Source organism: Acidovorax sp. T1 (genome assembly GCF_002176815.1).
Lineage (GTDB): Bacteria > Pseudomonadota > Gammaproteobacteria > Burkholderiales > Burkholderiaceae_C > Acidovorax.
In genome coordinates this window covers 3,843,729-3,868,766 of the sequence record NZ_CP021648.1, presented here as the reverse complement: position 1 = coordinate 3,868,766, position 25,038 = coordinate 3,843,729, and the positions used below count along the sequence as shown (strand labels likewise).

Below are 25,038 nucleotides of genomic sequence, written 5' to 3'. Positions count from 1 at the left end.
GCAAATCCTTCGGCGAGCTGGAGCTGGAGAACGTGGGCGCATGGGCCAGGCAATGTGGCGCGGGGCACGCGCGCCCAGTCAGGCGGCAAAGGCTTTCTGGTCAGCAGCATCTGCAGGCCCTTTTGACTCTTGCCCAGGCACAGCAAGCCGAGGTAGCTCTTGAGGATGTCGCTGATGGAGATGCCACTGCGCGCCGGGAGCCGGTTGAGTCCGGTTTGTACCGATGCGCTGCCCAGGCCCGTCAGCTGACGCAGCTCGCTGAGGTGAAGCTGCGCGTGGATTGGCGGAACAGCCAGGTAAAGAGCTTGGCCTGGCGATCCGTCAAAAAGGTGGAGGCGATGGACATTGCCAAATATTGGCTTGAGTTTGCCGCATGTTGTACGCAACCGGCGACGGCCATCGACTGCATCACGCTGCCTGCAGATACCGCATCGCAAGCTCCCGTTGCGCAGCGGCATTCACCCCCAGCACGTCCACCAAATACGCCTGCAGGCCGCCGAACTCGGTGTCTACCTTGTGCAACGCGGCGTCCAGAAAGTCCTCTTGTACGCGCCACAGCACGCGCAGCACTTCCTCTGGCGCGTGGCTGCCCATGCCGGGCGGGCGCTGGTAAAGCGCGTTGGTGAGCAGGTAGTCGTGCATGACCACGTCGCGCGGCACGCCCAGGGTGAGCAGGATGAGGGCGGCGGCAAAGCCGGTGCGGTCTTTGCCGGCGGTGCAGTGGATGACGGTGGGCGCGTCGCTGGCCAGCAGCAGGCGAAACAGTTCGGCAAAGCGCGGGGCGTTGTCGTGCACAAAGCCGCGGTAGGTTTCCTGCATCAGCGCCACGGCGTCTTGCGCGGTGAGCTGGCGGCCGGTGCGTTGCAACTCGAGCGCGCGCTGCACCACGGTGGGTTCGATGGCGAGCGGGTGGTAGGCCACGCCGGGCAGGGTGTAGGCGTTGGCGGCGCTTTCGGCGCGGCCGCGAAAGTCCACCGCGCGGGCCACGCCCAGATTGGCCAGCAGGGCCTGGTCTTGCGCGGTGAGGCCCGCCAGGTGGTCGGAGCGAAAGAGCCGCCGCCATTGCACCTGCCGACCGCCATGGCCGGTGTAGCCGCCCAGGTCGCGGAAGTTGGTGACGCCGGCAAAGGGCAGGGTGCGGGACGAACCGCCGGAAGGCGTGTGATGGTGTTGCTGCAGTGGCATGGCGAGGGCGTTGGGCTGGGCAAAGCGTGTGGACACGCGATGCCCCAGCTTAGCCCATGCGGGTGACAGGCCGTGTCACGCGGGTGCCGCTCAGCCCAGGTGCTGGCCCAGGATGCCTGCCAGCTCGAACATACCCGCGCTGTCCTTGCCGAACACGGCGCGCAGCTTGTCGTCGGCGACGATGGTGCGCTTGTCCTTGGGGTCTTGCAGGTTGTGGGCCTTGATGTATTCCCACATCTTTTTCACGGCCTCGGGCCGGGCCACGGGCTCGCTGCCGATCACTGCGGCCAGGGCGGCGCTGGGGGCCTTGCCGGCGGCTGCCTTGCGCGGTGCCTTGGTGGCCGGGGCTTTCTTTGCGGCGGCGGGTTTTGTGGTCTTTTTGGCTGCAGCGTTTGTCCTGCCTGCGCTAGTAGCTATTGTTTTTGAAGCGGCGCCGGGGCGCGGCGGGAACTTGCTGGGCGCAAACTCAAAGTTGACCTTGCCCGCCTCCTTGTCCCACGCCAGGTGGGCCTTGAAGGCGCGGCGGGTGCGCATGCTGACAAACTTGTCGAGCAGATCGGTCTTGCCGGTGGCCAGCAGCTTTTGCATTTGCTCGCGTTCCACGGGCTGCTGCAGGATGATCTTGCCGCTCTTGAAGGTGCAGCTGGGCGTGGGCTGCGCGGCGGTGGGCACGGCCTTGCTGCACACGTAGTTGCTGCCGTGCTCGTGCACTTCCGAGCCGCAGATGGGGCAGGGGCCCAGCGCGGCGTCGGCAAACTCCACCAGCTCGCCGGATTCTTCGCCCTTCTTGTCGTCGCCAAAGTCGAATTCGAGCTTGTAGTTGTGCGCCTCGTCGTCGTATTTGATGACGATCTCGGACGTGAAGGGCCAGCCCGCCTTGGAGCGGAAGCCTTCCAGCGGGCCGATTTTCTTGTCGCGCAGCAGGGCGTTGGCCTCGGCGGTTTCAAAGGTGCGGCCGGCGGGCGATTTGCCAAAGCTGAAGCCGCATCCTTCGCTGCCTGCCTTGCCCACGCAGGCGAAGCGCCGGTAGTTCTCTTTCACCACACCGCCGCAGTTGGGGCAGGGCGATTCGAGCGTGGCGTAATCACCGGGGATGGTGTCGCGGTCGTATTCCTTGGCTTTTTTCACCATGCGCTCGGTCATGGCGGCGATGTCGGCCATGAAGGATTCGCGCGTGAGCAGGCCCTTTTCCATTTGCGAGAGCTTGAACTCCCACTCGCCGGTCAGGTCGGCGCGGCAGAGCTCTTCGACCTCCAGCCCGCGCAGCAGCGTCATGAGCTGGAAGGCCTTGGCCGTGGGGATGATCTCGCGGCCTTCGCGCAGCATGTATTTTTCGGTCAGCAGGCCTTCAATGATGGCCGCGCGCGTGGCCGGGGTGCCCAGGCCTTTTTCCTGCATGGCCGAGCGCAGTTCTTCGTCGTCGATCTGCTTGCCGGCGCTTTCCATGGCGCCCAGCAGCGTGGCTTCAGAGTAGCGTGCGGGCGGCTTGGTCTTGAGGCCCTTGGGGTCCACTTGCAGGGTGTTGACCATCTCGCCGGGTTGCACGGGCACCAGGTTCTGGCCCTTGTCGCCGTCCTTGCCGCCTTCTACTTCATCGGCCGCTTCCTTGCCGTAGATGGCCAGCCAGCCGGGTTTGACCAGCACCTTGCCTTCGGTCTTGAAGCTGTGCGGGGTCACTGTCGAAATGCGGGTGGTCACGGTGTATTCGGCACTCGGGAAGAACACCGCCATGAAGCGGCGCACGACCAGGTCGTACAGCTTTTGCTCGGCTTCCGATAAACCACTGGGCGCCTGCAGCGTGGGGATGATGGCGAAGTGGTCGCTCACCTTGCTGTTGTCGAAAATGCGCTTGGACGGGCGCACGTAGTTGTTGTTCAGCGCCGTGAGCGCGTGCGGCGCCAGGTGGCGCATGCCATGCGACTGGACATCGGCCAGCATCTCGAAGGTCTGCTTGGCCACTGGCAAATAGTCTTCGGGCAGCGCGCGCGAGTCGGTACGCGGGTAGGTCAGGGCCTTGTGGCGCTCGTACAGGCTTTGCGCCAGGGCCAGCGTGGTCTTGGCGCTAAAGCCGAACTTGCCGTTGGCCTCGCGCTGCAGGCTGGTCAGGTCGAACAGCAGGGGCGATGCCTGTGTGGTGGGCTTGCTCTCTTCGGTGACCGTGGCCTGCTTGCCGCGCACGGCGTTGGCAATGGCCGTGGCTTCGGCGGCGGACCACACGCGGTCGGCACGCATCTCCACATCCTCGCCTTTCTTCCACTTCGGGTCGAACCACTTGGCGGGGTATTCACCGGCCTGCGCGCCAAAGGTGGCGTGGATTTCCCAGTAGTCGCGGCTCACGAACTTGCGGATTTTTTCTTCGCGCTCCACCACCAGCGACAGCGTGGGCGTCTGCACCCGGCCCACGGTGGTCAAAAAGAAGCCGCCGTCGCGCGAGTTGAACGCCGTCATGGCGCGCGTGCCGTTGATGCCCACCAGCCAGTCGGCCTCGGAGCGGCTGCGCGCGGCGCTGGCCAGGCCGGCCATCTGCTGCTCGGTGCGCAGGGCGTCAAAGCCGTCGCGGATGGCCTGGGGCGTCATGGACTGCAGCCACAGGCGCTTGACGGGTTTGCCCAGCGGCTTGCTGCCGCCGGCGTACTGCTCGATCAGGCGAAAGATCAACTCGCCCTCGCGGCCCGCGTCACAGGCGTTGATGAGCTGCGTCACGTCCTTGCGCTTGGCCTGCTTGACCACCGCGTTCAGGCGGCTCTTGGTCTTGTCCACGGGCTTCAGGTCAAAGTACGGCGGGATCACGGGCAGGTGGGCAAAGCTCCACTTGCCGCGCTTCACGTCGAACGCTTCGGGCGCCTGGATTTCCACCAGGTGGCCGACGGCGCTGGTGACTACATAGCGCTCGTTCTCGAAGTGGTCTTCGTGCTTGTCAAACTTGCCGGCCACGGGGGTCAGTGCGCGCACGATGTCTTGCGCCACTGAAGGTTTTTCTGCAATTACCAGGGTCTTGGTCATTTTTTGGTTTCTCGCCAGTCTGGCTGTCCGGCATCCGGCCGGTCGCTTCTACAATTCGTTGCCTCACGCGTACACGCGCACGCGCATGTGTGCATATTCAAGTTAACAGAGTTTTTGCCATGCCCCGCACCGCACCGCCTGCAACCCCAACCCCCACGCAGGGCCGTCGCATTCAGACCCGGCGCTCGGGCGTGCACGGCAAGGGCGTTTTTGCCGTGCAGGATATTGCAGAGGGCGAAGTCCTTGTCGAATACACTGGCGAAGTGATTGGCTGGCAGGAGGCGCAGGACCGCCACCCGCACGACCCCCTGCAACCCAACCACACGTTCTACTTTCATGTCGATGAAGACCATGTGATTGATGCCAAGTTCGGCGGCAACTCCTCACGCTGGATCAACCACAGCTGCAACCCCAACTGCTACGCCGACGAGCGGGACGGCCGCATTTTCATCACCGCGCTGCGCAATATCAAGGCGGGCGAAGAGCTGAACTACGACTACGGCCTGATCATCGAAGAGCGCTACACCAAGAAGCTCAAGGCCGAATACCCCTGCTGGTGCGGCAGCACCAACTGCCGGGGCACGCTGCTGGCGCCCAAGCGCGGCTGGGCGCCGCCGGTGCCGTTGCCGCCGTCCAAGCCGTCTTCCTCTAAAGCTACCAAGGCCGCTGAGGCTCCTCGGAAGGCCAAGCCGCGAGGCCGCAGCCAGTGAGCGCCGCCCCCATCCGCTGGCCGGCCGAGGCCATTTGGGAGGCAGTGTCACCGCTGCTGCCGGGCTTTACCGTCGAGGTGCTGCCCACCATCGACTCCACCAACACCGAGCTGATGCGCCGTGCGCGCAACGGCCAGCACGAGCCCACCCTGTTGGTGGCCGAGCAGCAGACCGCCGGGCGCGGGCGGCTGGGGCGGGTGTGGCAAAGCGGTGTGGACGTGAGCAGCGCCGGGCCGCCCCAAGCTGCGAAGGCCCCCTTGGGGGGCCGCGCCGCAGGCGAAGCGGCAAGCGTGGGGGCCATGCCATCGCTCATGATGTCCTTGGGCCTGCCGCTGGAGCCCCAGGACTGGTCCGGTTTGTCGCTCGCCGTGGGCGTGAGCGTGGCCGAGAGCCTGCAACCCGTGTTGCCTGCCGTGGGTAGCGACCAGCCAGCCCGCATTGGCCTCAAGTGGCCCAACGACCTGTGGCTGGGCGGCGCGGGCGGCGAGCGCAAGCTGGGCGGCATCCTGGTGGAGACCGCCAGCTTTGTCACGCCCCACGCGGCTGCCACGGCCCGCACCTCCAGCGCCCGCTATGTGGTGGTGGGCATTGGCATCAATGTGCTGCCGCGCAGCGCCGAGGGCCTGAGCATGCCGCCCGGCAGCCTGCAGGACGTGGAACCCGGCCTGGACGCGCCCACGGCCCTTCTGCGCATCGCGGCGCCGCTGGTGGCCATGCTGCAGTCGTTTGAAACCTATGGCTTTGCCCCCATGCAGGCGCGCTTTGCCAGGCGCGACGTGCTGCAGGGCCGGGCCGTGGCGCTGAGCGATGGGCAAGCCGGCACGGCCCATGGCGTGGCCGAAGACGGCGCGCTGCTGGTGCACACCGCGCAGGGCATGCAGGCCATCACCAGTTCTGAAATCAGCGTGCGGCCCGCGGCCACGCGCCCCCATTGAGAGACTTGCCCGATGCTGCGCCTTGCCGTCATCGCCCTGCTGCTGGCCAATGCCGGCTATTACGCGTGGTCGCAAGGCTGGCTGCGCGCCTGGGGGCTGGCGCCGGTCGAGCAGTCCGAGCCGCACCGCCTGGCGCAGCAGATCCGCCCCGAGACGCTGCGCATCCTGCAGGCCCAGGATGCCACCCCGCCAGCGCCCGCCAGTGAGGCACCCGCAGGGCCCGCGTCCACACCTGCGTCCGCCGCATCATCGGCATCCGCGCCTGCATCCGCCACGGTGTGCTTGCAGGCCGGTCTGCTGGATGCGCCCCAGGCCAACGCCGTGCGCGCTGCCGCTGCCGCGCTGCCGCAGGGCAGCTGGAGCCTGGAATCGAGCACCATTCCCGGACGCTGGATGGTTTACATGGGGCGCTTTGCCGACGACGAGGCCCTCGCCAAAAAGCGCGCCGAGCTGCGCGCCCGCAAGCTGCCCTACGACCGCCCCAACAACCCGGCGCTGGAGCCGGGCCTGTCGCTGGGCCGTTTTGCCACCGAAGAAGCCGCCCAGCGGGCACTGGCCACGCTGGGCAACCAGGGCGTGCGCACCGCCAAGGTGGTGGTGGAGCGCGCCGAGGCCCAGGGTTTCACGCTGCACCTGCCGGCCGTGAACGACGCGCTGCGCGCCCAGCTCGATGCCCTGCGCCCCGCCTTGGCGGGCAAGCCGCTGCGCGCCTGCGACTGAGAGGCTGAGCCCGGGGCGGAAAGGCGGGCATGCCGAATTTCCGAAGGACGTGGGGGCCTGGGGTTACTCCAGCGCAATCGCCCGTGTCTCGCCATGCCGCATGAGCCAGACGCGGTCCTGTGGCAGGCTGCGCTGCGCCAGGGCAGCAGCCAGGTCGCGCGGAGGGTGGTCAAACGCCTCCTGCGTCAGCATGAATGTGCCCCAGTGCACGCCCATGGCCTGCCGGGCCTCCACATCCAGCATCAGCTGCACGGCGTCCCCGGGGTTCACATGCATGGGTTTCATGAAATCGCGTGGCAGGTAGGCTCCGATGGGCAGGGCCAGAAAATCCACCGCCCCCAGGCGCTGGCGGATGGCCTTGAAATCGTCGCTGTAGCCCGTGTCGCCCGGGAACAGAAAGCGCCAGGGGCTGCCCGCATCGGGGCGCGTCCATTCGAGCAGGTAGCCGCCCCAGAGCGAGGCGTTGGTGTCCCACGGTGTGCGGCGGCTCCAGTGCTGTGACGGTGTGAAATGCACGCGCACCCCGGGGGCGATGTCGGTGTGCTCCCACCAGTTCAGCTCGGTCACGGGGCCCATGCCCCGTTGGGTGAACCAGTCGCCCAGCCCCTGGGGCACCACAAAACGGGGCGACTGGCCCGCGTCGTGCAGGCGGCGCAAGGTGCCGTAGCACAGGTGGTCGTAGTGGTTGTGCGAGATCAGCACCACGTCAATGGGCGGCAGCTCTTCGGGCGCCAGGGGCGCGGGCACGCGGCGGGGTGCGCCAAAACGGCCCAGAGGGCCTGCAAAGCCGCACAGGGTGGGGTCCATCAGCACGTTCAGGCCCGCCACCTGCAGCAGGATGGACACATGGCCCAGCCAGGTGACCACCGGCGCCTGCGGGCGCTGCGCCAGGCGCGCGTGGTCCACGGGCATGCTCCATTGCCTGGCAAACGCCTCGTAGCCGCCAGCGGGCGCCGCGAGCGGCTTGAAGTCGCCGCGCAGCGAGCGCCAGACCATTTCATACCAGGGGAAGTTGCCAATCACCACGGCTGGGTGGGTGTTGGCAAAGCGGCGGGGCGGTGGAGTCGTCATCGTGGTGCAGCATCAGTCCAATGGGGCCGCATGATGCCGGATGCAAAGGCACTGTGGCGGGCGCGCAGGGCATTGTCCCTGTGGCGCACCCGCCTTGCAGCCACCCGCGTCAGCGGCCCGCCACCCCGTCGCGCGCCGCAAAACGCACGCTAAAGCGTGCGCCCGTCGGATGCTGGCCGGGGCGCGCATCTTCCAGCGTCACTTCGGCCCCATGCTGGCGCGCAATTTCCATCACGATGGGCAGCCCCAGGCCCGAGCCGTCGGCCTCGCTGCCCAGCGCCCGGTAAAAGGGCCGAAAGACCAGCTCGCGCTCGGCCTCGGGCACGCCGGGGCCCGAGTCTTCCACCTGCAGCATCAGCACATGGCCAAAGGTGTCGGCCAGCACGCGGGCGGTGACCACGCCGGGCTTGTCGGGCGTGGAGGGCGTGTAGTTGATGGCGTTGTCCACCAGGTTGCGCACCAGCTCCTTGAGCAAGGTGGGGTTGCCGTCCATCCACACACCGGGGGCGTCCGGCTGGGCGCCGTCGTAGCCCAGGTCGATTTGCTTGTCGAGCGCGCGCGGCACCGAGTCGCGCACCACCTCGATGGTGAGCTTGGCCAGGTCGCAGGGCTGGCGCGCAATGCCCACGCCGCTGCCTTCGGCGCGCGCCAGCGCCAGCAGCTGGTTGACGGTGTGCGTGGCGCGGATGCTGGAGCGGCCAATTTGCTGCAGCGAGCGCTTGAGCTCTTCGGTGCTGGTGCCTTCGCGCTGGGCCAGGTCGGCCTGCATGCGCAGGCCGGCCAGCGGCGTCTTGAGCTGGTGCGCCGCATCGGCCAGAAAGCGCTTTTGCGTGGCCAGCGAATCGCCCAGGCGCCTGAGCAGGTCATTCACCGACGACACCAGCGGCGCCACCTCCAGCGGCACGGTGCGGTCGTCCAGCGGCGAAAGGTCGTCGGGGCTGCGCTCGCGGATGCGCTGCTCCAGCTGGTTCAGCGGCTGGATGCCGCGCGCCAGCGCCATCCACACCAGGAGCACGGCCAGCGGCAGGATGACAAACTGCGGCAGCATCACGCCCTTGATGATTTCAGTGGCCAGCACGCTGCGCTTTTCACGCGTTTCGGCCACCTGCACCAGGGCCAGCGGCGCCTCGGGCAGCGGCAGGCGCACCCAGATGGAGGCCACGCGAATCTCCACGCCGCGCAGCTCGGCATCGCGCAGGCGCACCTCGCCCGGCGCGGGGCGCTCGTCGTCTTCGGGGGGCGGCAAATCGCGTTCGCCCGACAGGAACTTGCGCCCCGGACCCATCACCTGGTAGTACACGATGTCCGAGTCGTCGGCGCGCAGGATTTCGCTGGCGGGCTGAGGCAGGTTGAACTGCACCTTGCTGTGCTGCACCGTCACCAGCTGCGCCAGCGCATGGGCGTTGTATTCGAGCGCGCGGTCAAACGGCTTGTTGGCCAGGCCCTGCGCCACCAGCCAGGTCAGCGCCAGGCTCACGGGCCACAGCAGCAGCAGCGGGGTGAGCATCCAGTCCAGGATTTCGCCGAACAGGGAGCGCTGCTCGCGCTGGAAGATTTTCAAGTTTTCAAGCCTTTTTGGCTTCTAGCGCTTATGAATAAAGCGCTAGAAGCTATCATTTTTGCATTACCTATCCAAAGGGTACATCGGCCCCACGCGCGTAAAACTGGCGCGACCCACGCCAATGCACCCGTAGAACTGGCTTCGCCAGGCCGCCGGGTGCGTCCCCCCTTTGGGGGGAAGGCGCGAAGCGACTCAGGGGGGCCTCCTATCCAGGAATCTTCTCCAGGCAGTAACCCAGCCCGCGCACCGTGGCGATGCGGATCGGGCCCTTCTCTATCTTCTTGCGCAGGCGGTGGATGTACACCTCGATGGCGTTGTTGCTCACCTCTTCGCCCCACTCGCACAGGCGCTCGACCAGCTGCTCCTTGCTGACCAGCCGGCCGGCGCGCTGCAGCAGCACTTCCAAGAGGCCCAGCTCGCGCGCCGAGAGCTCGACCATCTTGCCGTCGATGGTGGCCACGCGGCCGGCCTGGTCGTACACCAGCGGGCCGTGCTTGATGGCGCTGCTGGTGCCGCCCATGCCGCGGCGCACCAGGGCGCGCACGCGGGCTTCGAGCTCTTGCAGGCTGAAGGGCTTGGCCATGTAGTCGTCGGCGCCAAAGTCCAGGCCCTTCACCCGCTCGTCCACGCTGTCGGCGGCGGTGAGAATGAGCACCGGCAGGGCCGAGCCCCGGCTGCGCAGTTTTTTGAGCACTTCCAGCCCGTGCATCCTGGGCAGGCCCAGGTCCAGGATGAGCAGGTCGAACTCGTTGTTGGTCATGAGCGCCGCGTCGGCCTCGCTGCCGCTGGCCACATGGTCCACCACGGCGCCCGATGCGCGCAGTGTGCGCAACAGGCCATCGGCCAGCACCTGGTCGTCTTCGGCAATGAGGATGCGCATGCGGGTGTCTCCTGGTGGGTGGCTGTGCGGTCTGGCGCCGCGCCTGTGCCACGATTTTAGGCGTCGCAGCGCCGCGGCGGGAGCCGGCCGTTCGCGGGCTTGCACCCGCCACGCCGCCGCAGCCTTCAGCGCGGGTCGGTGGCCAGCAGCTTGTGCACCAGCGCCGCGAGGTCGGCCTGCAGGCGGGCCATGCCTTGGGGGTGCTGGGCCAGCGTGGTTTCGTCCATGTAGAGCTTGCGGTTGATCTCGACCTGGATGCTGTGGCGCTGCTGCGCCGGGTTGCTGTGGCGGCGCACCAGCTCCACGCCCTTGTAGGGGTGGTTGTATTCCACGCTGTAGCCGCAGCCGCGCAGGTGTTCGCAGATCAGCGCTGACAGCGCCGGGCTGGCGGTGCTGCCATCGCGGTCGCCGACCACGAAGTCGGCATGCACCATGCCCGGAAACTCGGTGGCATGGCTGGCAGCGACGGCGGGCATCGAATGGCAGTTGATGTGGATGCTGTAGCCATGGCGCGCATGGGCCGCGTCAATGGCCTGCGCCACCGCAGCGTGGTAGGGGCGCCAGCAGCGGTCAACGCGCGCACGCACCTCGGCCACGGAGAGCAGGCGGTTGTAGATGGGCTCGCCTTCGTCGGTGAACTTCCAGATCAGGCCCTTGCCCAGGCGCACCTTGCTCAGCACCTTGGGGTCGGTCGAGATGGGGTCGGTCCACACGCCATCGAGCAGCGTGGTGTCAAGCTCGGTGGTGTCGCGGTTGGCATCGAGGTAGATGCGCGGGAAATGCGCCTCGACCCAGGCCACGCCCAGCGCGGGGGCAAAGGCGTAGATCTTTTCGACATGCGTGTCCTCGGCGCGCCGCAGTGTGGCCAGGTCGAGGGCGGCGCCAAAGTCGGCGGGGTAGTGGGTGCCGCTGTGCGGCGAGTCGAGCACCAGCGGGGTGGTGCCGGACTGGTGCGACACCATGCTGACAGAGGGCGCGGCAACGCCGGGCGTGCCGGTAACACCGGGCAGGGCTTGCTGGAAGCGGTGGTTGATCAGTTTCAAGGCTGCATGCATAGGCAAAGTGTGCGCAATTTGGGGCGGCTGGCCTAGCCGCCCGGATCCGAAAGACCTTGTGGTTATCCCTGAGTCTTTCCGGCTATGGCCGACGGGCCCGCAGGCCCGCCCTGGGTTCAATCGAGACTGACCTTGGCGAAGGCCGCCACGCCCTTCATTTTGTCGATTTCGCGGGCGATCTGGGCCGTGAATGCCTTGGGCGTCGTGCCCGAGGGGTACAAGCCCTGCCCGGCCAGCCGCTCGCGCACGGCGGGTTCCTGCAGGGCCTGGGCCACGGCCTGCTGGATGCGATCCACCGCCGCAGTCGGCGTGCCGGCAGGTGCCACCAGGCCAAACCACGACGGATCGTTGTTGGCGGCATGGCCCAGTTCGCCATAGGTGGGCACATCGGGCAGCACGTCCAGCCGCTGAGGCCACGAAACGGCCAGCGCCTTGACCTTGCCCGACTTGATGTGCGGCAGCGACGAAGCCACCTGGTCAAAGTACACCGCGACTTGTCCCGCCAGTACATCGTTGATGGCGGGGCCTGCACCACGGTAGGGGATGTGCACCATCGAGGTGCCTGTGCTGCTTTTAAACAGCTCGCCCCACATGTGGCCGATGGTGCCGTTGCCCGGCGTGGCATACGAGACCTTGCCGGGGTTGGCCTTGAGGTATTTGACCAGGTCGGCAAAGTCCTTGACGGGCAGCACCTTGGGGTTGATCACGATGACGCCCGGCGCCTTGACGATCTCCGTCACGCCCACGAAATCCTTGGTGGGGTTGTAGGGCAGCTTGCTGTACACGGCGGGGTTCACGCCGTGGGTGGACAGCGTGGCCACGCCAATGGTCAGGCCGTCTGCCGGGGCGCGGGCCACTTCAGCCATGCCGATGGAACCGCCTGCGCCGCCACGGTTTTCCAGCACCACAGGCTGTTTGAGGATGCGTGCCAAGGCGTCTTGCAACGTGCGCGCCGTGATGTCGGTAGCGCCCCCCGGCGGGAAGGGCACGATCATGCGCAATGGCTTGCCTTCTTGGGCAAAAGACATTCCAGGCGCGAAAGATACAGCAGCCAATGAGGCAAGCAGTTGACGGCGTTGCATAGAGTAGTTCTCCTGTGAGATGCACTGAGGTTATCGAAAGGAATGCCACCTACCAAGCAATGGATATGCCTGATAACATTCCAATTCGGAATGTTTTGAGTACACCCCACCATGTCGCTGCGCCGCCTGGCCCCTCCACTGCACCTGCTGCGCGCGTTCTCCACCGTGGCGCGATTCGGTGGTGTTTCACGCGCTGCCGAAGCGCTGCACCTTACGCAAAGCGCCGTGAGCAAACAGATCAAGGACCTGGAAACCTGGGTGGCGGTGCCACTGTTCGAGCGCACCCGCAAGCGCCTGGCACTCACCCCTGCCGGTGAACGCTACGAGAAGGCCGTGCAGGCCGTGCTGCTGCAGCTGGAAGCTGCCACGCTGGAGCTCATCACCAGCGACGACGGCGGCGGCGCACTGCACCTGTCGAGCCTGCCCACCTTTGGCGCCAAATGGCTCATTCCGCGGCTGCCGCAGTTTCAGCAGCAGCATCCGCAGGTCACGTTGCATTTCGTGCCGTATGTGCACAGCTACAACTTCGAGCGGCCTGAACTTGACTGCGCCATCCTCTTCGGTGACGGCCACTGGCCCGGCGCCCACGCCCACTACATCACGGGCAATGATGTGGCGCTGATCGCCCCGCGCACCAGGGTGGCCGACTGGCCTATTTACACCCCGCGCGACGTGGCGCGCCACACGCTGCTGCGCCATGTGACCGTGCCCGAGGCCTGGCTGCGCTGGAGCGAAACGCACGGCGTGCAGGGCGGCATCGACCCGTTGGCTGGCCCGCAGTTCGATCAGTTCCAGACCATGATCCGTGCCGTGATGGCGGGCATGGGCCTGGCGCTGGTGCCGCGCTGCCTGGTTCAAGACGAGATCACTGCAGGCCTGGTGCGCGAGCCCCTGGCCGATGCCCCCCAGTGCGGCGGCTACCAAAGCGATGTGGGTTACTGGTTTTGCTACCCCGAAGGGCGCACGCAGCTGCATGCGCTGCAGTGCTTTCGGCAATGGCTGCTGGTTTGCGCGGAGCCCGTGGACGTTATTGACACAGGGGCGGTGCTTCAATCGCCGGCGGCCCCGGCATAGGCCTCCAGCCCAATGGCCACCACCGTAGCCACGTCCTGCCCCACCTCTTCGCGAAACTCTGTCTCTGCCTGCTCCACCGCGTCGCGAAACGCCTGCAGCCAGGCCAGGCCCGTGGGCGTGAAGCACACGCGCCGCGCCCGCGCATCCAGCGGGTCGGCAGTGCGCGTGACCAGGCCCCAGGCCTCGCACTGGTCCACCAGGTGGGCCATGGCCTGCTTGGTCATGCCGGCGCGCTGGGCCAGGTCGGTCAGGCGGTCGCCTTGCAGCGCCAAATGGCGGGTGATGTGCACATGCGCGGCCGTCACCTGGTCGCGCGCCGCCAGGTTGGACAGCGCCAGCGGCACCTCGACATTGCGCGCCATGAGCTGCAGCACCCGGGCGTCGAAGCGCCGCAGCGCGCTGCCCATGAGGCGCCCGAGGTGGGTTTGCCGCCAGCGGTCGTCCGGCGCCGCAGGCGGGGTGAGAGTGGTTGTGATGGGGGCGGAATTAGCCATGCCAAATTGTCAGGCAAACTGACTAAAAATTGCTTTATGCGAACTGAATTGCTCGCATAAACTACTGTTCAAACATCCAGCCTGTGATTAACCGCAGAGCGATGCCTGCATCCAACCTGTTGTTTTTCAAGGAGTTTCTCATGGACGTCGCAGTCAAAGGCACCAACCCCGCATTGCCCGTGAACACCGAAAAGGCCAAGGCCCTGGCCGCCGCGCTCGCCCAGATCGAGAAGCAATTTGGCAAGGGCACCATCATGCGCCTGGGCGAAGGCGAGGTGATCGAGGACATCCAGGTCGTCTCCACTGGCTCGCTGGGCCTCGATATCGCGCTGGGTGTAGGTGGCCTGCCGCGCGGCCGTGTGGTTGAAATTTATGGCCCGGAATCCTCGGGCAAGACCACGCTCACGCTGCAGGTGATTGCCGAGATGCAAAAGCAGGGCGGCACCTGCGCGTTCGTCGATGCCGAGCACGCGCTCGATGTGCAATACGCCCAGAAGCTCGGCGTGCAGCTGTCCGATTTGCTCATCAGCCAGCCCGACACCGGCGAGCAGGCGCTCGAAATCGTGGACAGCCTGGTGCGCTCGGGCGCGGTGGACCTGATCGTCATCGACTCGGTGGCTGCCCTCACCCCCAAGGCCGAAATCGAAGGCGAAATGGGCGACAGCCTGCCCGGCCTGCAGGCCCGCCTGATGAGCCAGGCGCTGCGCAAGCTGACCTCCACCATCAAGAAGACCAACTGCATGGTCATCTTCATCAACCAGATCCGCATGAAGATCGGCGTGATGTTCGGCAGCCCTGAAACGACGACCGGCGGCAATGCGCTCAAGTTCTACGCCTCGGTGCGCCTGGATATCCGCCGCACCGGCACCATCAAGAAGGGCGACGAAGCCATCGGCAACGAAACCAAGGTCAAGGTGGTCAAGAACAAGGTGAGCCCGCCCTTCAAGACGGCCGAGTTCGACATTTTGTTTGGTGAAGGCATCAGCCGCGAGGGCGAGATCATCGACATGGGCGTGAACGCCAAGATCGTCGAGAAGGCCGGCGCCTGGTATGCCTACAACGGCGAAAAAATCGGCCAGGGCCGCGACAACGCCCGCGAGTTCCTGCGCGAAAACCCCGACCTGGCCCGCGAGATCGAAAACAAGGTGCGCGACAGCCTGGGCATCGCCCTGCTGCCCGCCGCGCTGGAAGCCGCGCCCGCCGGCAAGCCCGCCAAAGCCGAGAAGGAAGACAAGTAAGGCAGCAGCGGGCGCCGGTTGGGCTCGCTGCACTTTTTGGGTGAAATCAGCCGCTAGCGCTTATCCAATAAGCGCTAGAAGCTATCAATAACGCAGCAACATCGCCATGGGCTTTGGCACCCTCTCCCTCAAGGGCCGCGCACTGCGGCTTTTGGCCCAGCGCGAACATTCGCGCGCCGAGCTGGCCACCAAGCTGGCGCGCCATCTGCAAGAGGGCGACGACCTGAACGCCGTGCTCGACGACCTGCAGGCCAAGGATTTCATCAACGCCCACCGCGTGGCCGAATCGCTGGTGCACCGCCGCGCCGCCCGGCTGGGCACGCAGCGCCTGGTGCAAGAGCTGCGCAGCAAGGGGCTGGACGACGATCTGGTGCGCGCCACGGCCGAGCGCCTGCGCGCCACCGAGCTCGAACGCGCCCAGGCCGTCTGGCGGCAACGCTTTGGCAGCGTGGCCACCGATGTGCAAGAGCGGGCGCGGCAGATGCGCTTTCTGGCCGCGCGCGGGTTTGCGGGGGACGTGGTGCGCCGTGTGGTGCGCGACGGCAGCCCTGGTGATGCGTCCGAGTAAGGGCCCTGCGGGCAGGGGTAGGCGTCCAAGGCCTGCATCACCGATCGTTTCGAGCCAAACAGGCCCCCAGCGCTTTGCTCCATTGCGCCAGTAGCTACCAATCTAGTGTAGTGTTTGATTCTTAATGAAACTTAATTGAGCAACCACGCTCCAATGCTCTACTACGGTTTGCATTGGAGTGAAAAATTGCGAGTTGCCCCGACGATTGTGTTGACGGATGAAGAGGAAAGCGAGCTGAGCCGGCTGGCGCGCTCCAAGCGCACCAGCGTCAGATTGGCCCAGCGCGCCCAGATCGTGCTGCTGGCCGCGCAGGGGCTGCAAAACAAGGATATTGCCGAGCAGCTTGGCATTGGGCGCGTGCAGGTGGCGCGCTGGCGTGAACGCTACCTGCAATTGGGGCTGCAAGGTATCGAGCGCGACTTGCCGCGCGGCGCACCGCCGGTGAAGGTGGATGTGGCCAAGCTTGTGAAGCTAACCACACAGACCAAGCCCGAGGCGGCCACGCACTGGAGCACGCGCACGATGGCCGCTGAGTTGGGCGTCAGCGCCAGCACCGTGATGCGCCATTGGCAGGCCCACGGTCTCAAGCCTCACATCGTGCGCGGCTTCAAGGTCTCGCGCGATCCGCAGTTCGTGCAAAAGCTCGAAGACATCGTGGGGCTTTACATGTCGCCGCCCGAGCATGCGCTGGTGCTGTGCTGCGACGAAAAGAGCCAGGTGCAGGCGCTGGACCGAACGCAGCCCGGGCTGCCGCTCAAGAAGGGGCGCGCGGCCACCATGACGCACGACTACAAGCGCAACGGCACAACCACCTTGTTCGCTGCGCTCAACGTGCTCAACGGTCAGGTCATCGGCCAGTGCCAGCAGCGCCACACCCACATCGAGTGGCTGAAGTTCCTGCGTCAAATCAATCGGGAGACGCCCAAGGACAAGACGCTGCATCTGATCGCCGACAACTACGCCACGCACAAGCATCCAGCTGTGCAGGAGTGGCTGGCCAAGCACCCCAGATTCAACATGCACTTCACGCCAACCTCGGCATCGTGGCTGAACATGGTCGAGCGCTTCTTTCGCGACATCTCCGAGAACCGGCTACGCCGCGGGGTGTTCACCAGCGTGCCCGAACTCGTCTCGGCCATCGATGAGTACATCGCGCATCACAACACCAACCCCAAGCCGTTCATCTGGACCAAGAACGCTCGCGACATCCTGCAAAAGGTCATCCGCGCCAATAGCCGATTAAGTTCCAAACAGAATGCAACACTACACTAGAAGCCTAGAAACGGCAGTTGACCGCTTTGCATCCTTGGAAAAGCCGCATGCAATCGACGTTGGATGGCTTCGAGGGCGTTCGCCTGGTGGGTGAGTGCGCTATGCGCTTGCCAGCACCGCGCTCAAGCCCGTGCGCTCACCCCGGTTGCCGCCGTGCGGTGCGCAGCGGGCGCCACCACCACGCGGTTGCGGCCCAGGGTCTTGGCATGGTACAGCGCCTGGTCGGCGCGTTCCAGCGTTTGCGCCACCGTGTCGCCCGGCAGGTGCTGCGCCAGGCCAATGGACACCGTCATGTGCAGCGTGCCGGTGCTGTGGGCAATTTCCAGTGCCTGCACCGCCTGGCGGATGCGTTCGAGCAACTCGCGCGCATGCTCTGTCGAGGTGTCGGAGAGGATCAGCACAAATTCCTCGCCGCCCCAGCGGGCCAGTACATCGGTGTCGCGAAGGCTGGCGCGCACCGTGCCTGCAAACGCCTGCAAGGCGCGGTCGCCGGTGGCGTGGCCATGCTGGTCGTTGATGGGCTTGAAGTGGTCGATGTCCAGCTGTGCCAGTAGCAGCGGGCGGCCGCTGCGCAGGCTGCGGTGGTGCTCCAGCGCCATCAGCTCCAGCATGGCGCGGCGGTTGACGAGGCCTGTCAGCTCGTCGCGTGTGGCCAGTTCGCGGTTGACTTCGAGCGCCTGGGCCAGGGCTTCGCGCTGTTGCTGCACCTTGGCGCGGATGCGCTGGATGCGCAGGTTCAGCGCAATGCAACCACTGAGCACGATGAGCACCATCAGCGCGTAGGCAGTGTCGAGGTAACCCGAGGCATTGGCACTGAAGTGTGAGCTGACACCGATGGCACTGGCAAACGCCAGCAGCGCATACACGCCGATGCCAATCACCTCGGCCACCGTGAGGCCGAAGGTGCCAAAGAACAGGATCATGGCCAGCACGCTGGGCACCACACCGCGCGCATCGCCCGCCAGCACATAGGCCACGGCACCGCTGGTAATCGTCCAGACCATCTGCGGGATGGTGAGCGAAGGGTCGCGCAGGTGGGCGGTTTTGCCTGAGCGGATGAAGGCCGTCATCACCACCAGGCCGCCCACCGACAGGGCGGCCCACCAATGCACGGCGGTCTGGTTCACGGCGGTGCTGGAATGCGCCACCAGCAGCATCACCCCGGCGCTGCTGGCCATCAGTGTGATCGCCAGCAAGGCCATGCCTACCAGCGTGCGCCGCCGAGGGGCGGTGGAGAGGATCACGTCCTTGAGGCGCTGCCAGCGGGCGGGTGGGCGCAAGGTGGGGGGCTCCGGCCAGAAAGGAGGGAGGGCCGCGCGGCGCGCGGGCGAAGGGGCACGAAAACCCTGCTGTACTGGGTTACCGGCCAGACGGCAATTTTACGGTGAGGTCATGCTGTGCGTACAGCCTTCAGAGTCGGGCTGGGCGTGCGGCCCGCGTGGGCCCAGCCAGCTACCGGGCAGGGTGGCCGCGCTACAGCGTGAGCGCCGCCAGGGCGGCCAGCGGGGCCGTCTCGGCACGCAGCACGCGCGGGCCCAGCGTGACCGCGGCAAAGCCATGCTGCAGCGCCAGGTCTTCCTCGGCAGGGCTCAGGCCGCCCTCGGGGCCCGAGAGGAACAGCACCGGGCGCTGTCCCCCCTCGCCGCCGGTGGCTTCGCGCAGCGGCACGGTTCCGGGCCGCAGCGACAGCAGCAGGCGCCGGGGTGTGTCCTGCGTATCTGGGGATGTCAGGCCCTGCCCTTGTGTGCGCAGCCAGCCTGCCAGGTCGATGGCCGGGTTCACCAGGGGCACGCGGTTGCGGCCGCATTGCTCGCAGGCCGCCACGGCCACGGCCTGCCAGTGGGCGATCTTCTTGTCGGCCCGCTCGCCCTTGAGCTTGAGCACGCTGCGCTCGGCCACCAGCGGGGTGATGCTGGCCACGCCGAGTTCGGTGGCTTTTTCGATCAGCCAGTCCATGCGCTCGTTGGCGGTGATGCCCGCCAGCAGGTGCACGGCGCGGGGCGCCTCGCGGTCGATGGCGTGGTGCGCACCCACCAGCACGCGCACATCGCTGCGGCCCATCTTGAGCACAGTGGCATCGAACTCGCCGCCCGGGTCGCCCGCGCCCTGCCCGCCGTGAAACAGGGTAATGCTGTCGCCGGGCTGCAGGCGCAGCACCTGCACATGGCGCGCAGCGCCGGGGGGCAGGTCCAGCTCGGCGCCGGTGGCCAGTGGGGCCGGGCAATGGAAACGGGGCATATGCTATCTTTGTAATAGCTACTGGCGCTTTATTTGTAAGCGCTTGAGCCGGTTTTTGCTTGATTTTTCGGTTGCACCGTGCGTGCAGGCGGCTGCGGCTACATGCGGCCGTAGGCAAAGCCCACAATGGGTTCCGTGCCTTCGATCTGGTCCAGCATCTTGAGCAGCGGCCCCAGCTGCCGGTAGCGGTGGGCCGTGGCGCGGATATAGCCCATGAAACGCGGCGCATCGGCCAGGTATTTGGGCTTGCCGTCGCGCAAGGTCAGGCGCGCAAAGATGCCAGCCACCTTGAGGTGGCGCTGCAGGCCCATCCATTCCACCGCGCGGTAGAACTCGCCAAAGTCATCGCCCCAGCCGCTGGCGCTGCGCGCGCCCAGCAGGCCGGCCTTGCGGGCCTTTTCCCAGTAACGCACGGTCACGTCGAGGATGAATTCTTCTTCCCAGCTGATGAAGGCATCGCGCAGCAGGCTGGCGATGTCGTAGGTGATGGGGCCGTAGACGGCGTCCTGGAAGTCCAGCACGCCCAGGCGCGCGCCCTGTTCGGCGGGCGCCATCAGGTTCCGTGTCATGAAGTCGCGGTGCACATAAACCTGGGGGGCTGCCAGGTTGTGGGCGACGATGGCATCAAAGGCGCCTTGCAGCGTGGCCTGCTGCTTGTCGTCCAGCGTGATGCCGCGGTGCTGGGCCAGGTACCAGTCGGGAAACAGTGCCAGCTCGCGGCGCAGCAGGGCCTCGTCGTAGGCGGGCAGCACGCCGGGCTGCGAGGCCATTTGCCAGTCGAGCAGTACATCGGTGGCCTGCAGATACCAGCCGAGCGCGGCCTGGGGGGCTTCGGGCCGCAGCAATTCGATCAGCGTGGTGCTGCCCAGATCGCTCAGCAGCATGAAGCCGCCGGGTTCGTCCCAGGCCAGGATCTGCGGCACATTCAGGCCGGCGGCAGCCATCAGGCTCTGCACCTGCACGAAGGGGCGGCAGTTTTCCTTGTCCGGGGGCGCATCCATCACGATGCAGCTGGCGCCCGATGCGCTGTCGATGCGCAGGTAGCGGCGAAAGCTGGCGTCGGCCGAGGCGGCGCGCAGGCTGGCGGGCAGCAGCTGGTGGCTTTGCACCAGTGGCGCGAGCCAGCGCTCGAACGCTGCCTGCCGGGCTGCATCGGGCCAGCTGACGGGGCTGGTGGTGTTGGCGGAGGCGGGCGATGCCGCGGCAAGGGGCGTTGGGGGGGAAGAGGGGTGGCTCATGGATAATCCCATTTTACAAACCCGCCCTGCCTGGCGCGGGCCGTTTCTCCAGCCCTGTCCATATTTCCGACGTGCCCCGCCGCCAGCCCTCTTTCGTGCAGAAAACCCAACCCCTTTCCCGGCCGGTGCGGCAAGCCGCTGCGCGGGCCCCACGGCTGGGGCTGCACCCCCTGGCCTGCGCGGTGGCGCTGGCCTGGTGCGGCGTGCCGCTGGCCGCGCTGGCGCAGACCGATGCGCCCAGCGCCTGGGATGCCCCGCCGGCGCTGCGCCGCAGCCCGCTATTGCAGGAGACCCTGCCGGCCGAGCTGCGGCCCCAGTTGCCGGTGTTTGTGTCGGGCGACCGCATCACGGGCCAGCCTGATGTGAAGGCCGTCATCGACGGCCATGCCGAGCTGCGCCGCGGCGATACAGTGATCCGCGCCGACCGGCTGGACTACACCGTGCCGGACGACCTGGCCCAGGCGCAGGGGAATGTCCGCATCAACAAGGCGGGCAACACCTATGACGGCTCGGCGCTGTCACTGCATGTGGACGCTTTCGAGGGCTTTTTCAGCGACGCGCAGTATCGTTTCATCAGCACGGGCGCCCATGGCGTATCAACGCGCGTGGATTTCCTGGACCGCGACCGTTCGGTGGTGCATAACGCCACCTACACCACCTGCCAGAAAGACGATTCCGCCAGCTGGGAGCCCGACTGGGTGCTGCGTGCCAAGACCATTCGCCTGGACCAGGCCGAAGAGGTAGGCACCGCCGAGGGCGGGGTGCTGGAATTCAAGGGAATGCCTGTACTGCCCATCCCCAGCATCAGCTTTCCGCTGTCGGACAAGCGCAAGTCCGGCTTCCTGCCGCCCACGGTGGGCCTGGACAGCCGCAACGGCCTTGAATACCTGCAGCCCTACTACTGGAACATTGCCCCTAACCGTGACGCCACGCTGCGTGGCGGAATCATGGCCAAGCGCGGCGTCGAAATCGGCGGCGAGTTTCGCTACCTTGAAAGCGACTACCAGGGCCAGGTGGATGCCTCCGTGATGCCCTCGGACAGCCAGCGCAACCGCATGCGCTGGGGCTATTCGGCGCAGCACCAAGGGCAGATCAGCACACCCGTGGGGGGCCTGGGCCTGAACCTCAACCTCAACCGGGTGAGCGATGACGACTACTGGCGCGATTTCGCGCGGACCCCGTTGCCACTGCGCCAGCGGCTGCTGCCCAGCGACGCGACCTTGTCGTGGGCGGCAGGCGACATGTCGGCCCAGGTGCGTACGCTCAAGTGGCAAGCCCTGCAGGATGTGGCCTCGCCCATCGTCCCGCCCTACAACCTCATGCCCCAGTTGCTGTGGCGCTACACGCCCCAGGATCTGGGCCGGGGCCTGGATTTCAGCATGGTGGCCGACACCACGCGTTTCGAGGCGGACCGGGCGCTGGCCAACCCGGCCGACGGCCAGCGCAGCTTCGTGCAGGCGCAGCTGAGCCGCCCCTTTCTGGCGCCGGGCGGTTTTCTCATCCCCAAATTGCAGTTGCACGCCACGCAATACCAGTTTGACAACCCATTGCCCACCGGGGAGCGCTCGGCCAGCCGCACCCTGCCCACCTTCAGCCTGGACGGTGGGCTGGTGTTCGAGCGCGATGCGCGCCTGCTGGGGCGCGCCTTCACCCAAACGCTGGAGCCCCGCGCGTTCTATACCTACACGCCTTTTCGCGACCAGAGCCGCCTGCCGCTGTATGACACGGCGGCCACCGACTTCAACTTTGGCACCATCTACACCGAAAACGCTTACGGCGGCAATGACCGCCTGGCCGACAACAACCTGCTCACCCTGGGCGTGACCACGCGCTTTCTCGACCCCGACACCGGCGCCGAGGCGGTGCGCCTGGGCGTTGCCCAGCGCCTGCGGTTCTCCGACCAGGATGTGACCCTGCCCGGTGTCGCGCCCGTCAGCGAGCGCCTGTCCGATGTGCTGCTGGGGGCCGGCATCAACTGGACACCGCAGTGGGGCTTTGATTCCACCGTGCAATACAACCCCAAGACGGGGCGTTCCATCCGCTCCACCATCGGGGCGCGCTACAGTCCCGGCAACTTCCGCACCGTGAACGCGGTCTACCGGCTGCAGCGCGGCTCCAGCGAGCAGATTGACGTGGGCTGGCAGTGGCCGCTGGCAGCCTTGTGGGGCGGCCAGGGTGCAAGCAACGGCCCGGAGCGCGCCAAAGGCCAGGGCCAGGGCGGCGGCCGTTGGTACACCGTGGGCCGCCTGAACTACAGCCTGCAAGACCGCAAGCTCGTCGATACGGTGGTGGGCTTTGAATACGACAGCTGCTGCTGGATTGGCCGCGTGGTGCTTGAACGTCTGCAAAGCAGCGTGACCACCTCCAACACCCGGCTGCTGTTCCAGATCGAATTCGTGGGTTTTTCGCGCCTGAGTCTGGGCTCCAACCCACTTGATACCCTGAAACGGAACGTGCCGCGTTACCAATCCCTGCGCGAGCAGGTCAGCACGCCCAGCCGCTTCAGCAACTATGACTAACCTGACACCATGAACCACCGTGCAATTGCTTTGGGCCTGGCGTGCCTGGCCTCTTTCGTGACCTTCGGCGCTGCGGCGCAGGGCTTGCGCCCCGCGGGGGCTGCGGGAGCGGGCCTTCGCACGGCGCCCGCGGCGCCTTCCTTCACCCTGCCCGCGCCGGGTGCAGGCGCCGCACTGCGGCAAGCCGATTTCATCGTGGCGGTGGTCAACTCGGAACCCGTCACCAACAACGAGGTGCGGGCCCGGGCGACCCGCATCGCACAGCAAATGGCCCAGCAGGGCCTTGCCTTGCCGTCCGGTGACCTGCTGGCCCGCGAGGTGCTGGAGCGACTGATCGTGGAAAAGATCCAGCTGCAACTGGCCCGCGAAGCCGGTATGCGCGTGGACGACTTTGCCGTGGGTCAGGCCGAGGAGGGCGTGGCCAAGCAAAACAGCATCAGCGTGGCAGAAATGCACCGCCGGCTGGCCGCTGACGGCATCAGCAAGGAACGCTTTCGCGAAGACTTGCGCAACCAGATGCTGCTGCAGCGCTTGCGCGAGCGCGATGTGCAGTCCCGGGTGCGCGTGAGCGATCTGGATGTGGACCTGTACCTGCGCGAACAGCAGTCGGGGGCCGACGCCGCCAAGCAGGAGATCAACCTGGGCCACATTCTGGTGGCGGTGCCCGAAAACGCCAGCCCTGCCCAGGTGGCCGAGCGCCAGGCCCGCGCCCAGCGCGCCGCCGACAAGGTGCGCGCCGGCGAGGATTTCGCGGCTGTCGCCAGCGAGTTCTCCGACGCTGCCGAGGCCAAGACGGCGGGCGGGCTGCTGGGCATGCGCCCGGCCGATCGTTACCCCGAGCTGTTTGTCAGCGCCACCGCGCAGCTGCCCGTGGGCGGCATTGCCGGGCCTGTGCGTTCTGCGGCGGGCTTTCATGTGCTCAAGGTGGCGGACAAGACCACCGCCGGTGTGCCCACCCTGGTCACCCAGAGCCATGCGCGGCACATTTTGTTGCGCACGGGCCCCCAGCTGACCGAGAGCGCTGCGGCAGCGCGGCTGGCCGACTACCGGCGCCGCATCATGGCGGGCCAGGCAGACTTTGCCGAGCTGGCGCGCGAACATTCGCAGGATGGCAGCGCCAAGCAGGGCGGTGATCTGGGCTGGGCCAACCCGGGCCGCTATGTGCCCGAGTTCGAGCAGGCCATGAATGCGCTCAAGCCCGGCGAGGTCAGCGAACCCCTGGCGTCGCGTTTTGGTGTGCACCTGATCCAGCTGGTGGAGCGCCGGGAGGCCAAGCTCACCCAGCGCGAGCAGCGGGACATGGCGCGCGACACGGTGCGTGAAAAGAAGGTTGAGGAAGCCTTTGCCACCTGGGTGCAGGAGTTGCGCGGCCGCGCCTACGTCGAATACCGCGACGTGCCGCAGTGAAGCGGGCCGCTGCATGAAACACATTCCCCGCAAGCGCTTCGGCCAGCATTTTCTGTCGGACGGCGGCATCATCGAAGCCATCGTCAGCGCCATTGCGCCCCAGCCGGGCCAGCCCATGGTGGAGATCGGCCCCGGCCTGGCGGCGCTGACCCAGCCACTGGTGGAGCGCCTGGGGCGCCTGACGGTGATCGAGCTCGACCGCGACCTGGCCTTGCGGCTGCGGCTGCACGGCCAGCTCGATGTCATCGAGTCGGACGTGCTGAAAGTCGATTTCACGCAACTGGCGCACACGCTGCAGACTCCCAAGATCCGGGTGGTCGGCAACCTGCCCTACAACATCTCCACGCCCATCCTGTTTCACCTGCTCGCGCATGTGTCGGTGATCGAAGACCAGCATTTCATGCTGCAAAAAGAGGTGATAGACCGCATGGTGGCGTCGCCCGCCACCTCCGACTATGGGCGCCTGTCGGTGATGCTGCAGTGGCGCTATGCGATGGAGAACGTGCTGTTCGTGCCGCCCGAAAGCTTCGATCCGCCGCCGCGCGTGGACAGCGCGGTGGTGCGCATGGTGCCGCATGGCGCGCCGGCAGCTTTGTCGGTGCCTCTGCTGGAAGAACTGGTGCAGGTGGCCTTCAGCCAGCGCCGCAAGCTGCTGCGCCACACCCTGGGCCGCTGGCTAGAGGCGCGCCAGTTTGCGGGCCACTTCGACACCCAGCGCCGCGCCGAGGAAGTGCCCGTGGCCGAATACGTGGCCCTGGCACAAGCGTGCTCTTGAATTGATAGCTGTA

Annotated in this window: 21 protein-coding genes; 10 read left to right on the top strand and 11 right to left on the bottom strand. The window is 66.6% G+C overall.

The annotated features are described in order from the left end of the window. Positions 1–408: 408 nt before the first annotated feature. Both CCX87_RS17975 and CCX87_RS17970 read right to left on the bottom strand, forming a co-directional pair. Entirely contained in the window at positions 409–1,185 is a 777-nt protein-coding gene (locus tag CCX87_RS17975; protein ID WP_087748467.1) for a tyrosine-protein phosphatase, read from the bottom strand. 90 nt (positions 1,186–1,275) lie between these two features. Next, positions 1,276–4,188: a DNA topoisomerase III gene (locus CCX87_RS17970; protein ID WP_087747934.1), complete on the bottom strand. Its 2,913-nt coding sequence runs from the start codon at positions 4,186–4,188 to the stop codon at positions 1,276–1,278. Between the two features lie 119 nt (positions 4,189–4,307). Between CCX87_RS17970 and CCX87_RS17965 the strand changes: the two genes are divergently transcribed. The 3 genes from CCX87_RS17965 to CCX87_RS17955 are packed head-to-tail and all read left to right on the top strand — an operon-like array spanning position 4,308 to position 6,553. Further along, the gene (locus tag CCX87_RS17965) at positions 4,308–4,898 is read left to right on the top strand and encodes an SET domain-containing protein (protein WP_087747933.1); all 591 of its coding nucleotides are present in this window, start codon (positions 4,308–4,310) and stop codon (positions 4,896–4,898) included. Next, positions 4,895–5,833, top strand: coding sequence for a biotin--[acetyl-CoA-carboxylase] ligase (locus CCX87_RS17960; protein WP_087747932.1), 939 nt, complete (start codon positions 4,895–4,897; stop codon positions 5,831–5,833). Before CCX87_RS17965 ends, CCX87_RS17960 begins: the two co-directional genes overlap by 4 nt. Positions 5,834–5,845: 12 nt before the next feature. Beyond that, positions 5,846–6,553 (top strand): sporulation protein, encoded by a 708-nt coding sequence (locus CCX87_RS17955; protein WP_087747931.1) that lies wholly within the window; start codon positions 5,846–5,848, stop codon positions 6,551–6,553. 63 nt (positions 6,554–6,616) lie between these two features. On the opposite strand, the gene CCX87_RS17950 is transcribed toward CCX87_RS17955, so the two are convergent. From CCX87_RS17950 to CCX87_RS17930, 5 genes are all read right to left on the bottom strand, one after another. After that, entirely contained in the window at positions 6,617–7,624 is a 1,008-nt protein-coding gene (locus CCX87_RS17950; RefSeq protein ID WP_087747930.1) for an MBL fold metallo-hydrolase, read from the bottom strand. 109 nt (positions 7,625–7,733) lie between these two features. Beyond that, positions 7,734–9,185 (bottom strand): sensor histidine kinase, encoded by a 1,452-nt coding sequence (locus CCX87_RS17945; protein WP_087747929.1) that lies wholly within the window; start codon positions 9,183–9,185, stop codon positions 7,734–7,736. Between the two features lie 205 nt (positions 9,186–9,390). Further along, complete coding sequence (locus CCX87_RS17940) at positions 9,391–10,065, bottom strand: response regulator (RefSeq protein ID WP_087747928.1); 675 nt, start codon at positions 10,063–10,065, stop codon at positions 9,391–9,393. Between the two features lie 125 nt (positions 10,066–10,190). Then, positions 10,191–11,120: an N-formylglutamate amidohydrolase gene (locus CCX87_RS17935; RefSeq protein WP_087747927.1), complete on the bottom strand. Its 930-nt coding sequence runs from the start codon at positions 11,118–11,120 to the stop codon at positions 10,191–10,193. A 116-nt stretch (positions 11,121–11,236) separates the two neighbouring features. After that, complete coding sequence (locus CCX87_RS17930) at positions 11,237–12,202, bottom strand: tripartite tricarboxylate transporter substrate binding protein BugE (RefSeq protein ID WP_087747926.1); 966 nt, start codon at positions 12,200–12,202, stop codon at positions 11,237–11,239. A gap of 111 nt (positions 12,203–12,313) precedes the next feature. Here CCX87_RS17930 and CCX87_RS17925 point away from each other — a divergent pair, with 111 nt between their 5' ends. Continuing rightward, positions 12,314–13,276, top strand: a complete 963-nt coding sequence (locus CCX87_RS17925; RefSeq protein ID WP_087747925.1) for a LysR substrate-binding domain-containing protein — start codon at positions 12,314–12,316, stop codon at positions 13,274–13,276. Here the strand turns inward: CCX87_RS17925 and CCX87_RS17920 are convergent. After that, the gene (locus tag CCX87_RS17920; RefSeq protein ID WP_087747924.1) at positions 13,252–13,770 is read right to left on the bottom strand and encodes a MarR family winged helix-turn-helix transcriptional regulator; all 519 of its coding nucleotides are present in this window, start codon (positions 13,768–13,770) and stop codon (positions 13,252–13,254) included. The two genes, CCX87_RS17925 and CCX87_RS17920, sit on opposite strands and share 25 nt — an antisense overlap. A 140-nt stretch (positions 13,771–13,910) precedes the next feature. Between CCX87_RS17920 and recA the strand changes: the two genes are divergently transcribed. The 3 genes from recA to CCX87_RS17905 all read left to right on the top strand — a co-directional run bounded on the left by recA (position 13,911) and on the right by CCX87_RS17905 (position 16,848). Beyond that, entirely contained in the window at positions 13,911–15,008 is a 1,098-nt protein-coding gene (gene recA / locus CCX87_RS17915) for a recombinase RecA (protein WP_087748465.1), read from the top strand. Between the two features lie 106 nt (positions 15,009–15,114). Further along, complete coding sequence (gene recX, locus CCX87_RS17910) at positions 15,115–15,576, top strand: recombination regulator RecX (protein WP_087747923.1); 462 nt, start codon at positions 15,115–15,117, stop codon at positions 15,574–15,576. A gap of 186 nt (positions 15,577–15,762) precedes the next feature. Then, the gene (locus CCX87_RS17905; protein ID WP_087748270.1) at positions 15,763–16,848 is read left to right on the top strand and encodes an IS630 family transposase; all 1,086 of its coding nucleotides are present in this window, start codon (positions 15,763–15,765) and stop codon (positions 16,846–16,848) included. A 122-nt stretch (positions 16,849–16,970) separates the two neighbouring features. Here the strand turns inward: CCX87_RS17905 and CCX87_RS17900 are convergent, their stop codons facing one another. From CCX87_RS17900 to CCX87_RS17890, 3 genes are all read right to left on the bottom strand, one after another. Continuing rightward, positions 16,971–18,128 (bottom strand): diguanylate cyclase, encoded by a 1,158-nt coding sequence (locus tag CCX87_RS17900; RefSeq protein ID WP_087747922.1) that lies wholly within the window; start codon positions 18,126–18,128, stop codon positions 16,971–16,973. A 193-nt stretch (positions 18,129–18,321) separates the two neighbouring features. Continuing rightward, positions 18,322–19,086, bottom strand: a complete 765-nt coding sequence (locus tag CCX87_RS17895; protein ID WP_087747921.1) for a 16S rRNA (uracil(1498)-N(3))-methyltransferase — start codon at positions 19,084–19,086, stop codon at positions 18,322–18,324. Positions 19,087–19,184: 98 nt separating this feature from the next. Then, on the bottom strand, positions 19,185–20,324 hold the full coding sequence (locus CCX87_RS17890; protein ID WP_087747920.1) for an aminoglycoside phosphotransferase family protein: 1,140 nt from the start codon (positions 20,322–20,324) through the stop codon (positions 19,185–19,187). Between the two features lie 125 nt (positions 20,325–20,449). Here CCX87_RS17890 and CCX87_RS17885 point away from each other — a divergent pair, with 125 nt between their 5' ends. Genes CCX87_RS17885 through rsmA form a run of 3 tightly spaced genes read left to right on the top strand, consistent with a single transcriptional unit; the run spans position 20,450 to position 25,025 of the window. Next, entirely contained in the window at positions 20,450–22,843 is a 2,394-nt protein-coding gene (locus CCX87_RS17885; protein ID WP_087748463.1) for an LPS-assembly protein LptD, read from the top strand. A 9-nt stretch (positions 22,844–22,852) separates the two neighbouring features. Further along, positions 22,853–24,250 carry a peptidylprolyl isomerase gene (locus tag CCX87_RS17880; RefSeq protein ID WP_087747919.1) on the top strand — a complete coding sequence of 466 codons (1,398 nt, stop codon included), beginning with the start codon at positions 22,853–22,855 and terminating at the stop codon, positions 24,248–24,250. Positions 24,251–24,263: 13 nt separating this feature from the next. Further along, positions 24,264–25,025, top strand: a complete 762-nt coding sequence (gene rsmA, locus CCX87_RS17875; protein WP_087747918.1) for a 16S rRNA (adenine(1518)-N(6)/adenine(1519)-N(6))-dimethyltransferase RsmA — start codon at positions 24,264–24,266, stop codon at positions 25,023–25,025. The last annotated feature ends 13 nt before the right edge of the window (positions 25,026–25,038 follow it).